This is a genomic window from Streptomyces amritsarensis (assembly GCF_001953875.1).
Classification (GTDB): domain Bacteria; phylum Actinomycetota; class Actinomycetes; order Streptomycetales; family Streptomycetaceae; genus Streptomyces; species Streptomyces amritsarensis.
Genome location: NZ_MQUR01000011.1, coordinates 1 through 10,734 on the forward strand (window position 1 = coordinate 1; position 10,734 = coordinate 10,734).

Below are 10,734 nucleotides of genomic sequence, written 5' to 3' on the forward strand. Positions count from 1 at the left end.
CCCGCCGCGAACAACCACACATCCCCCTGAACGTGGGCTTGCAGCCTCCCCCGGCTGCAAGCCCACTTCGCGTGGGGCGGAAGACCCGCGCACGGCACCCCGCGAGCGGCCGCACATTCCGTTCCATCGGCCGTTTCCAGCCGCCGATGGACGACCGATTACCGCCCGCTGGACGGTCCGTTCCATTCGCATGGAGCGGCAATTGAATTCTTGGACAGGGCATCGGGCATATCTGTAGCTTGATGATCACCGCACGGCCGGCGCTACGAACGAAGAAGCCCGAGCCGAATCTGCCCGATTCCCTTCGGAAGCACTTTCCGCTCCCATGGATCAGGTTTCCAGCGGTAACCCCACGGATTCCCGGCGCATTGCGCCCGCCGGCCCGCCGTCCGGTACCCACAGGTCATTTCGACCCCGAACGCGAAGGAAATTCCGCATGGCCCTCTCGTCCGAAGAAATCCCGAACGCGCTGGCCGCCGCCGCGCAGGCCGCCCCCGCCTGGCAGGCCGCGGGCGCCACCGTCCGCTTCGTGGTCAGCGAGCCCTCCGCCGAGTTCACGCTGGACCCCCGTGGCGCCCTCACCGACGCGCAGCCCACCCATGTGTTCCGCATCGCCTCCGCGGACCTCGAGGCCCTGACCGCGGGACGCCGCACCTTCCTGCGGACCGTCACCAGCCGGCGGGTCGCCGCCCACGGCCCGGTCATGCAGACGTTCGCCGTCGGGCAGGCCCTGACGACCTTCGCCATCCAGCACTGACCCCACCGGACAAGGAACCACCATGACGTACGCGCACAACCCCGCCGCCCACCCGCTGCTCGACTCCGTCGAGGCCGCCTTCCTGGAGCAGGTCGTCGCCTTCGCCCGCGAGGAGATCGCCCCCGGCGCCGCCGAGCGCGACCGGATCGAGAAGGGCCAGGTCGACTGGGACACCGTCCGCAAGGGCCACGCACTCGGCCTGCTGCGGATGGCGATCCCGCGCGACTTCGGCGGGCTCGGGCTGAGCCAACTCGCCATCGCGCTGACCCTGGAGGAGCTGGCCTGCGCCGACCCGGGCATGGCCCTGGTCTTCGGTGCCACCGGCCTGTTCCAGACCCCGCTGCTGATCTGCGAGAACCCGCGCCTCCAGGAGAAGTACCTCCCCGCCTTCCTCGGGCCGGAGCCGGTCCTCGCCTGCAACGCGGTCGCCGAGGAGCGCAACGGCACCGACCTGGTCCTGCCGCAGCAGGCGCCCCACGCGCAGGACATGACGGTCGCCCGCCGCTCCGGCGGCGAGTACCTGCTGACCGGCACCAAGCGCTACATCACCAACGCCCCCGTCGCCACGTACGCCACCGTCATGGCGAACCTGGACGGCGCCCCCGGTTCGACCGGACTGACCTGCTTCGTCACCGAGCTCGAACAGGACGGCGTCACCCGCGGCGAGATCCACGACAAGGTGGGGTACCGCACCGCCCCCGCCGGCGAACTGATCCTCGACAACGCCCGGGTGCCCGAGGAGAACGTCATCGGTGACGAGAACGGCGGCTGGGACCTGAACGTCGCCATCGGCAACCTCACCCGCGTCACCTGTGCGGCGGTCGCCACCGGCATCGCCCGCCACGCCCTCGACCGCGCCGTCGCGTGGACCGGCACCCGCCGCCAGGGCGGCCGGCTGCTCTTCGAGCACCAGATGTCCGCCCGCAAGCTCGCGGACATGTCCGCCCGGGTGTCCGCCGCGCGCGCCCTGTACCTGGACGCGGTGCTGAAGGCCGACACCGTCATCCCGACCCCGGCCTACGAACCCGCCGTCGCCAAGCTGGTGGCCGACCGCGCCGCGATCGACAACGCCGACGCCGCCATGAGCCTGATCGGCGCCGCCGCCTTCCAGCGGGAGGACGGGATGGACCGCGTCCTGCGCGACGCCTACGGCCCCCGCATCTACGAAGGCAGCCCGGAGGCCCTCGCGCTGGTCATCACCGGCGAGCTGTTCGGCGTCCCGGAGGTCCGGTGACCACCGCCACCTCCACGGGGCCCGCCACCGCCTCCTACCGGGAGCGCGTCCTGCGCGACACCGCCGACATCCGGCTGCCCGACCTCGACAGCCGCGTGGACGGCGAGCCGCTGTTCCGCTCCGCCAGCCCCGAGGGCCTGCTGACCCTCACCGTGCGGGGGGCGCAGCTGCCTGCCGCGTACCTCGACGACATCTACCGGTTCCGGCTGGCCCAGTACCTCAAGCGGGGCTGGCTCGACGAAGGGCTCGCCGCCGCCGCGGACCTCGCCGGCGAGCCGTACGACGCCCACGCCCTCCAGGACCAGCACACCCTGGTGGTGGAGGAGGACACCTGGCGGCTGCGCGGCTACGGCACGCTGGCCCGCACCCGCAGCCCCGAGCACACGCTCCTCGGGGACGACGCCCACCGCCCGTTCGTCGTGGAGCGCGACTACGGCCTGCGGCTCGCCGACGAACTCGGCCCGGCCACGCCGGCGGACCGGGTGTGGGAGGGCAAGCGGCTCATGCGGGACTACGCCATGGAGCGTTCGCAGGCCGCGGTGTCCGTGCCCTGGTGGGTGTACCGGGGCTGGGCCGAGGGCTGTCTGCAGGCGCTGGCCGAGGACGGATCCGCGATCGTGGGCGACGGCAAGCCGAACGGGGCCATCCTCCAGCTGGCGATGCTCGGCTTCGACACGCGGACCCTCGATGTGCCCGCGCTGCCGGCCGACCCCACCGACCTGTTCGCCCCCATGTGGGACCAGCAGCAGCGCTCGTACCCCTTCGTCCTCACCCGCGGGGACGCGCTGCGCCCCACCCTGAACCACCTCGACGCGATCCTCGCCTCCGGGGAGACCGGATCGGTCGCGGCGCGGCTGACCGCCTTCCGGGAGGCACGGCAGGAGGCACGGACATGAGCCGGAGCACGGACCCGAGCACGAGTACGACCACCGGGCCGGGCGGCCCGCCGGACGTGGGCACCCCCTCGGAGGCGCGCGAGCTGGACGAGGAGCTGTTCTACGCCTCCCTCACCCAGCGCAACCGCGGTCTGATCCCCGCAGCGCTCCAGGAGCAGATCCGGCACACCCCCCTGCTCATCGCGGGGTGCGGCTCCATCGGCGGCGCCACCGTGCAGCCCCTGGGCCGCATGGGGTACCGCGACTTCGTCCTCGCGGACGTCGGCACCTACGAGCTGAACAACCTCAACCGGCAGAACGCCACCGTCGACGACCTCGGCCGCAACAAGGCCGAGGTGGGCGCCGACGCCCTGCGCGCCATCAACCCGCACGTCCGGGCCGAGGTGGTGCCCGTCGGCATCACCCGGGACAACGTCCGGGAACTGGTCCGGCGGGCCGAGGTCGTCATCGACGGGGTCGACGTGACCACCCCGTCGGGGCTGCGCGCGAAGATCGCCCTGCACCAGGAGGCGTGCCGCCAGCGCAAGCCCCTGGTCACCGGCTGGGACATGGCCGGCATGCTGGCCGCCCAGTGCTTCGACTACCGGCTGGTCCGCAGGATCTTCGACGGCCAGCTGCTGGCCGAGGACGCCGACGTGCTGAGCACCTGGGAAGTGATCTTCCGTATCGCCCCCAGGTCGCACATCCCCGGCGAGATGTACCGCGAACTGCGCAGGGGTCTGGGCCGGCCCGACTACAGCGTGCCGCAACTCACCGAGGCGGCCACCCAGTTCGGCTCGCTCGCCGTGCACATGGTCAATCAGCTGGTGGCGGGCGCGGACGTGCCGCGCACCGTCGCCGTCGACGTCCACCACATCGCACTGAAGCCGGGGCGCCGGGTCGTGGACCGGGTCGCCCGGCACTGGGAGCGGGCCCGCTTCCTGGGCCACCTCCCGCGCGAGCAGGCCTGGCGCGGTTTCAGTCCCGCCGCCGTCTACCGCCTCGGCCGCCGTTACGCACCGGCCGCCTAGCCGAGCCGACCCGCAGAAAGGAAAGCCCTCATGAGAAAAGAATTCGCGTACGCCGACGCGCGCCCGTCCGGGATCGTGCTGAGCGAGACGGAGTCCGACATCATCGAGGCCGCCGCACTGAAGGTGGCAGCCCAGTACGCGGACTACTCCCTGCACAGCACCGACCTCCTCCACGCCGTGGAGCTCGCCGCGGCCGCCCTGCCGAGCCGGGTCCGGCGCGCACTGATCTCCTTCCGCGACGAGAGCAACGCCGGCGGCACCCTTCTGCTGCGGGGGCTCCCCCTCGGCAGCCTGCCCGCCACCCCGGCCCGGGTGGAGGACGAGCCGGCCTGGACCGACGTCCCGGTGGCGACGCTCGGCCAGCTGATGGTGATGTCGGTCCTGGGCCGCTCGATCTCGTACAGCGACGAGAAGAGCGGCAACCTGGTGCAGGACGTCAGCCCCAAGCGCGGCGCCGAGAACCGCCAGGAGAACAGCGGCTCCATCCTGCTGGAACTCCACACGGAGGACGGCTTCCACCCCGCCGCCCCGCACTTCCTGAGCCTGATCTGCCTGCGCGGCGACCGCGACGGACGCGCGGCCACCGTGACCGGCGGCATCGGCGACGTCCTGCCGCACCTGGCCGAGGAGACCGTCGCCGCCCTGCGCCGACCGGAGTTCAGGACCAGGTTCAGCACCTCCTTCGTGCACGACACGGACGAGGAGGTCCTGACGCCGCCCGTGCCGGTGCTCTCCGGCCCGGAGGCCAACCCCGACCTGCGGGTGGACTTCCACGGCACGATCGGCACCACCCCGGCGGCCCGGGCCGCTCTCGCCGAGCTGGAGGACGCCGTACTCGGGTCCCTGCGCGGCATCGTGCTGCGGCCCGGCGAGCTGGTCATCCTCGACAACCGCCGCACGGTGCACGGGCGGACGGGCTTCACCCCGCGCTACGACGGTGCGGACCGCTGGCTGCGCCGCTCCTTCGCCCTGGCCGACCTGCGCCCGGTCCTCGACGACCTCGGCGAAGGCCGCAGCCACAACGCGATCACCGCGCGGCGGCCCGCCCGCGGGCTGGCGGCGGCCGCCTGACGGACGCCCGGGGTCCGGCCCGGCCCGCCCGGCCGGCCGGACCCGGACCGCACTCCCGGCCAGTCCGGGAGGTGGAGCTTATTTCGCTGGACAGGGATCGCCGGCGCGTCCGATAGTCCGGCCCATGGCTTCTCTCGTACGACACATCACAGTTGACTGTTCCGACGCCTACCTGCTCGGCCGGTTCTGGGCCGCCGTCCTGGACGGCTCGCTCGCCGACGACGACTTCCCCGGAGACCCCGAGGCGCTGGTCACGGCGCCCGGTTCGGCCCTGCTCTTCGTGACCGTCCCCGACGCCAAGAGCGTCAAGAACCGTGTGCACGTGGACCTTCAGCCGCAGGACCGCACCCGCGACGAGGAGGTGGAGCGCATCCTCGCCCTGGGCGCCACCGTCGTCGGCGACCACCGCCGGCCCGACGGCACCGGGTGGGTGACGCTCGCCGACCCGGAGGGCAACGAGTTCTGCGTCGAGCGGAGCGCCGCCGAGCGCAAGTGACGCCTCGCGGAGGTGGGGCGGGGCCGTCGGCTCCCGCCCCACCTCCGCCGCCCTACTCCTCCGGTGGGAAGACCGGTTCGCCGGTGCCCGCCAGGGTGATCATGATGGCTTCGACCGGGCAGCCCTCCGCCGCCGTGAGGACCGGTTCACTCGCGTCCGCCTGCGGGCTGCGGGGGTGGGACTGGCGCGCCGCGTCCAGGACGAAGCCGTCCGGGGCGTGGTTCACGCACATGCCCGAGCCGATGCAGACCCCCCGGTCCACCTCGACCTGCCAGCGGTCCCCCATCAGGCACCCGCCTCGTAGCCCGCCGGCAGGTGGATCATCTTGTGCTCCAGGTACTCGCCCAGGCCCTCCGGGCCGAACTCCCGCCCGAGACCGCTGTTCTTGTAGCCGCCGAACGGCCCCAGCATGTCCAGGCTGAAGGTGTTCACGTTGAAGGTGCCGGTGCGGATCCGCCGGGCGAAGTCGATGCCGTGCTCGACGTCGCCGGTCCAGACGCTGCCGCTGAGGCCGAACTCCGAGTCGTTGGCGACCCGTACGGCCTCCGCCTCGTCCGTGTAGGGGATCAGGCAGACGACGGGCCCGAAGATCTCCTCGCGGGCGATCCGCATGGAGTTGTCGACATCGCCGAAGAGCGTGGGCTCCACGTACCAGCCCCGGTCGAGGCCGGTCGGGCGGCCGCCGCCCGCCAGGACCTTCGCGCCCTCCTCCTGGCCGATCCGGATGTAGTCCAGTGAGCGCTGCTGCTGGCGCCGGGCGACGAGCGGGCCGAGCTGCGTCGCCGGGTCGAGCGGGTCGCCGACGACCAGTGCGCCGGCGGCCGCCGCGAGGGCCTCGGCCACCTCCTCGTAGCGGCTGCGGGGGGCGAGGATCCGGGTCTGCGCCACGCAGGCCTGGCCGTTGTTCATCCAGGCGGCGGGCACGATCCCGGCGACGGCACTGTCCACGTCGGCGTCCGGGAGGACGACGGCGGCGGACTTCCCGCCGAGTTCGAGGGTGACCCGGGTGAGGTTGCGCGCGGCGACCTCCATCACGCGCCTGCCGGCGGCGACGGAGCCGGTGAAGGCGACCTTGTCGATGCCGGGGTGGCCGACGAGGTACTCGCTGACCTCGCGGTCGGCGGGCAGGATCGACAGCACGCCCTCGGGTACCCCGGCCTCGCGCGCGATGTCGGCGAGGATGTAGGAGTCCAGCGGCGCCTCCGGGGAGGGCTTGAGGATCACGGTGGAGCCGGACAGCAGGGCGGGGGCCAGCTTGGCGGCCGCGACGAACTGCGGGACGTTCCACGGGATGACGGCGGCGACCACCCCCACGGGCTCACGGCGCACCAGGATCGGGCCGAGCACGCCTTGGCGGTGCTCCTCGTAGGGGTACGCGCGGGCGACGGTGATCGCGGCGTCGTAGACCATCATCGGGCCGAGCGCCTGGGCCAGGACGCTCCAGGAGTACGGGGAGCCGTTCTGGGAGCTGATCGAGCGGGCGATCTCCTCGTGGCGGACGGCGATGGCGTCCTTGATGCGGGAGACGACCGCGATGCGCTCCTCCAGCGTCATCCGCGGCCAGGGCCCTTCGTCGAAGGCCTTGCGCGCGACCGCGACGGCGCGGTCGACGTCGGCCTCGGAGGCGTGCGGGACGGAGCCGATGACCTGCTCGGTGTGGGGGGAGACGATCCGGATGGTGTCGGTGCCCAGCGGATCCGTCCACTCTCCGCCGATGAACAGTTTTCCGTGTTCCACGAGCTCCGTCATGGCTGAGGCCTCCTGCGGCTTGGCGTTCCCGAACTGATACCAGTTCTAGTTCTAGGAGTCCACGGCCGGGACGGAAGAGGGGAGAAGATCCAACGACTAGCCAGAAAGCCGCCCGGATGGTCGACTTGGGCTACTACTGGAACGCGTTCTCGTTCGAGGACGGCCGACAGGCGGAGGGCTCATGCCGCAGGACACGTCACAGGTCACCGATCACGGCGGAGGCGTGTGGGGGATCAAGGTGCCCATCCCCGACAACCCCCTCGGACACACCCTCGTCCACGTCCTCGACACCGACCGCGGCCCGGTCCTCGTCGACACCGGCTGGGACGACCCCGAGTCCTGGGACACCCTCGTCGCCGGCCTCGCCGCACTCGGCATCGCGATCGCCGACGTCCACGGCGTGGTCATCACCCACCACCACCCCGACCACCACGGCCTGTCCGGCAAGGTCCGCGGGGCGTCGGGCGCGTGGATCGCCATGCACGCCGCCGACACCGAGGTCGTCCTGCGCACCCGGTCCTCCGAGCCCGGCGTGTGGTTCGACTACATGAGCGCGAAGCTCGCCGCGGCCGGAGCCCCCGAGGAGCACATCGCCCCGCTGCGCGCCGCCCGCGCGAGCGGCCGCATGCGGACCCTGCCCGGGCTGCGCGCCGCGGTCCCCGACCGGGAGATCGTCCCCGCCGAGCTGCTCCCCCTCGCCGGGCGCCGGCTGCGGGCGATCTGGACCCCCGGCCACACCCCCGGCCACGTCTGCCTGCACCTGGAGGAACAGCACCCGGCGAACCTCCCCGGCAACGGCCGCCTCTTCTCCGGCGACCACCTGCTGCCCGGGATCTCCCCGCACATCGGCCTGTACGAGGCCCCCGAGGACACCCGCGTCACCGATCCCCTCGGCGACTACCTCGACTCCCTCGAACGCGTCGGCCGCCTGGCGCCGGCCGAGGTGCTCCCCGCCCACCAGCACGCCTTCACCGACGCACCCGGCCGCGTACGGGAGCTCCTGGACCACCACGAGGAACGCCTGGCGGGGCTGCGGGCACTGCTGGCAGAGCCGCTGACCCCGTGGGGTCTGGCCGAGCGGATGGAGTGGAACCGGCCTTGGGAGCAGATCCCGTACGGCTCCCGCAACATCGCCGTGTCCGAGGCGGAGGCGCATCTGCGGCGGCTGGTGAAGCAGGGCCGCGCCGAGGCTGTCCCGGGCACCGACCCGGTGGCGTACCGGGCGCTGTGAGGCCCGGCACCCGGTCCGGCCATGATCCACCGGACGCCACCGGGCCCGGGAGCTACGGGCCGGTAGAGTGAGGCGGTCGTCCACACCCGTACGGGGGGAAGCCGGTGCGATTCCGGCGCTGACCCGCAACCGTGACCCGCCCCGGCACCACCCGGGCGGGAAGCCGGAATGCCCCGTACGCCAGTGCGCGGCTCGTGCCGCCGGTCCTCCCGGCGGCCGGCACCGTCGAGGAAACGGAGCCGGAGCCCGGTGCCCGTGCGTGCCTGCCCCGGTTCCCCAGCAGGAGAGGCACCCTCCCCCATGACCGTCCGCCGCAGCGCCGCCGCGCTCGCCGCCTCCGCCGTGCTCTGTGCGGGTGCCGCCCCCGCAGCCCTCGCCGACACCGCGCCGCCCTCCCCCTCCGCGCCCCCGGTGATCCCCTCCGGGCTCTACGGCAAGAACGACCCCACCTACGACGGCGTGTGGCGGCAGTCCTTCGCGCTGCTCGCCCAGGACACCGTCGGCGTGAAGCCCGCCGCGCAGGCCGTGGACTGGCTGGTCGCACAGCAGTGCGCGAACGGCTCCTTCCCCGCCTTCCGCGCCGACACCGCCAAGGACTGCGACGCGACCGCGTACATCGACTCCAACGCGACGGCCGCGGCCGTGCAGGCGCTGACCGCGCTCGGCGGCCACGACGACACCGTCAAGAAGGCCGTGGGCTGGCTGAAGTCCGTACAGAACGAGGACGGCGGCTGGAGCTCCAACCCCGGCGGCGCCATGGACGGCGGCACCGACGCCAACTCGACCGCCCTCGTGATCAGCGCCCTGGCCACGGCGGGCGAGAAGCCGGCCGAGACGAAGTCGAAGGCGGGCAAGTCCCCGTACGAGTCGCTGCTCTCCTTCCAGCTGGGCTGCGCCGCCGAGCCGGCCGCGGACCGGGGCGCCTTCGCGTTCCAGCCGGTCGGCGGCAAGCTGGTCGCCAACGCCGACGCCACGGCCGCCGCGACCCTGGCCGGCCTGGGCAAGGGCACGGCCGTCGTCCCGTCCGGTACGGACACCCCCGCGACCGCGCTGGCCTGCCCGGCCGCGGCGGCCGCGGACCCGGCGGCCGGTGCCGCGGCCGCCGCCCAGGGCGGCGCCGGCTACCTGGCCGAGGCCCTCAAGAAGGACGGCCACCTCACCGCCCTCACCCCGGGTGCGGACCAGCCGGCCGCGGACATCGGCAACACCGCCGACGCGGTGATCGCGCTGGCCGCGGCCGGGCACAAGCAGTCGGCGGCGGGCGCGCTGGAGTGGCTCAAGGGCAACTCCGCCGAGTGGGCCAAGGGCTCCCCGGCCGCCCTGGGCACCCTGGTCCTCGCCGCGCACGCCACGGGCACCGACCCCAAGTCCTTCGGCGGCACCGACCTCGTGGCCGCACTGAACGCGACGGGCCCGGCCCCGCAGGGCGCGGACACCGGCGCGACCGAGGTGGAGGGCGAGAAGAAGGAGCCCTCCGGCGGCCAGAACCTCTGGTGGATCATCGGCGCGGGCGCCGCGGCCGGCATGGGCATCGGCATCCTGCTGAGCGGCCGCCGGAAGAAGAACCAGCTCTGATGCGCCGCCGCCTGCCCGCCGCGGCCCTCGCCCTCGGCATCGTCCTGGCCCTGCTGGCCGCCGCTCCGGCGCTGGCGGCCGGCTACCGCTACTGGTCGTTCTGGGACGGCGCGGCCGACGGCCGGTGGACGTACGCCACGCAGGGCCCGGCACTGGCCCGCCCCGCGGACGGCTCCGTCCAGGGCTTCCGCTTCGCGGTGAGCAAGGACGCGGCGACGGAGGCGGCGAAGCCGCGGGCGGCGGCCGACTTCGAGGCCGTGTGCGGGGCGACCGCCCCGGCGGAGGGCCGCAAGCGGGTGGCCCTCGTCATCGACTTCGGTGTGCAGGCGGACGCCCCGACGGGCGAGGTGGTGCCGCAGGAGGCACCGCGCACGGCCTGTGCGCAGGTGGCGCCCGAGGCCACGACGGCCGAGGCGCTGGCGGCGGTCGCGAAACCGCTGCGCTACAACAGCGCGGCGCTGCTGTGCGCGATCTCGGACTATCCGCGGCACGGTTGCGGCGAGCAGATCGCGGAGACCGGCACGGCGCAGGCGTCCGCCGAGCCGTCCGGGTCCGCCCCGGGCGGTGGCGGCCCCTCCGCCGGGCTGCTGGTGGGCATCGCCGCGGTCGCGGCCCTGGCCGCCGCGGCTGTGTGGCAGTCCCGCCGCCGGAACCGATGACCCACCGCGCGTCACGCCCCGCCGGAGCCCCCGGCGGGGTACACAGCGGGGCTTCG

At 73.5% G+C, this 10,734-nt stretch carries 11 protein-coding genes; 9 read left to right on the forward strand and 2 right to left on the reverse strand.

The genetic code is table 11. From position 1 onward, the window contains the following. The first annotated feature begins 436 nt into the window (after positions 1-436). The 6 genes from AVW11_RS07315 to AVW11_RS07340 all read left to right on the forward strand — a co-directional run bounded on the left by AVW11_RS07315 (position 437) and on the right by AVW11_RS07340 (position 5,464). Entirely contained in the window at positions 437-757 is a 321-nt protein-coding gene (locus AVW11_RS07315; protein WP_030852338.1) for a hypothetical protein, read from the forward strand. Between the two features lie 22 nt (positions 758-779). Next, positions 780-1,991 (forward strand): acyl-CoA dehydrogenase family protein, encoded by a 1,212-nt coding sequence (locus AVW11_RS07320; RefSeq protein WP_076043561.1) that lies wholly within the window; start codon positions 780-782, stop codon positions 1,989-1,991. After that, positions 1,988-2,887 (forward strand): hypothetical protein, encoded by a 900-nt coding sequence (locus AVW11_RS07325; protein ID WP_076043562.1) that lies wholly within the window; start codon positions 1,988-1,990, stop codon positions 2,885-2,887. Before AVW11_RS07320 ends, AVW11_RS07325 begins: the two co-directional genes overlap by 4 nt. Next, entirely contained in the window at positions 2,884-3,897 is a 1,014-nt protein-coding gene (locus AVW11_RS07330) for a HesA/MoeB/ThiF family protein (protein WP_076043563.1), read from the forward strand. The genes AVW11_RS07325 and AVW11_RS07330 overlap by 4 nt, the downstream gene beginning before the upstream one ends. Before the next feature lie 30 nt (positions 3,898-3,927). Further along, on the forward strand, positions 3,928-4,968 hold the full coding sequence (locus AVW11_RS07335) for a TauD/TfdA family dioxygenase (protein WP_060178294.1): 1,041 nt from the start codon (positions 3,928-3,930) through the stop codon (positions 4,966-4,968). A gap of 124 nt (positions 4,969-5,092) precedes the next feature. Continuing rightward, positions 5,093-5,464, forward strand: a complete 372-nt coding sequence (locus AVW11_RS07340) for a VOC family protein (RefSeq protein WP_030852324.1) — start codon at positions 5,093-5,095, stop codon at positions 5,462-5,464. A gap of 52 nt (positions 5,465-5,516) precedes the next feature. Here AVW11_RS07340 and AVW11_RS07345 read toward each other — a convergent pair whose 3' ends face one another. Both AVW11_RS07345 and AVW11_RS07350 read right to left on the reverse strand, forming a co-directional pair. Then, entirely contained in the window at positions 5,517-5,750 is a 234-nt protein-coding gene (locus tag AVW11_RS07345; protein ID WP_030852321.1) for a ferredoxin, read from the reverse strand. Then, positions 5,750-7,213, reverse strand: a complete 1,464-nt coding sequence (locus AVW11_RS07350; protein ID WP_060178295.1) for an aldehyde dehydrogenase — start codon at positions 7,211-7,213, stop codon at positions 5,750-5,752. Before AVW11_RS07350 ends, AVW11_RS07345 begins: the two co-directional genes overlap by 1 nt. 181 nt (positions 7,214-7,394) lie before the next feature. On the opposite strand from AVW11_RS07350, the gene AVW11_RS07355 reads away from it, so the two are divergent. The 3 genes from AVW11_RS07355 (at position 7,395) to AVW11_RS07365 (ending at position 10,678) form a co-directional block, all read left to right on the forward strand. Further along, positions 7,395-8,444, forward strand: coding sequence for an MBL fold metallo-hydrolase (locus tag AVW11_RS07355; protein WP_030852316.1), 1,050 nt, complete (start codon positions 7,395-7,397; stop codon positions 8,442-8,444). Between the two features lie 300 nt (positions 8,445-8,744). Then, the gene (locus AVW11_RS07360) at positions 8,745-10,019 is read left to right on the forward strand and encodes a prenyltransferase/squalene oxidase repeat-containing protein (protein WP_076043564.1); all 1,275 of its coding nucleotides are present in this window, start codon (positions 8,745-8,747) and stop codon (positions 10,017-10,019) included. After that, entirely contained in the window at positions 10,019-10,678 is a 660-nt protein-coding gene (locus AVW11_RS07365; protein ID WP_060178298.1) for an SCO2322 family protein, read from the forward strand. The genes AVW11_RS07360 and AVW11_RS07365 overlap by 1 nt, the downstream gene beginning before the upstream one ends. Positions 10,679-10,734: the final 56 nt, after the last annotated feature.

Coding starts and splice junctions, on each gene's coding strand:
- AVW11_RS07345 (WP_030852321.1), bottom strand. CDS start 5,750: ATGGGGGACCGCTGGCAGGTCGAGGTGGACCGGGGGGTCTGCATCGGC.
- AVW11_RS07360 (WP_076043564.1), top strand. CDS start 8,745: ATGACCGTCCGCCGCAGCGCCGCCGCGCTCGCCGCCTCCGCCGTGCTC.
- AVW11_RS07365 (WP_060178298.1), top strand. CDS start 10,019: ATGCGCCGCCGCCTGCCCGCCGCGGCCCTCGCCCTCGGCATCGTCCTG.
- AVW11_RS07320 (WP_076043561.1), top strand. CDS start 780: ATGACGTACGCGCACAACCCCGCCGCCCACCCGCTGCTCGACTCCGTC.
- AVW11_RS07340 (WP_030852324.1), top strand. CDS start 5,093: ATGGCTTCTCTCGTACGACACATCACAGTTGACTGTTCCGACGCCTAC.
- AVW11_RS07355 (WP_030852316.1), top strand. CDS start 7,395: ATGCCGCAGGACACGTCACAGGTCACCGATCACGGCGGAGGCGTGTGG.
- AVW11_RS07350 (WP_060178295.1), bottom strand. CDS start 7,213: ATGACGGAGCTCGTGGAACACGGAAAACTGTTCATCGGCGGAGAGTGG.
- AVW11_RS07330 (WP_076043563.1), top strand. CDS start 2,884: ATGAGCCGGAGCACGGACCCGAGCACGAGTACGACCACCGGGCCGGGC.
- AVW11_RS07335 (WP_060178294.1), top strand. CDS start 3,928: ATGAGAAAAGAATTCGCGTACGCCGACGCGCGCCCGTCCGGGATCGTG.
- AVW11_RS07315 (WP_030852338.1), top strand. CDS start 437: ATGGCCCTCTCGTCCGAAGAAATCCCGAACGCGCTGGCCGCCGCCGCG.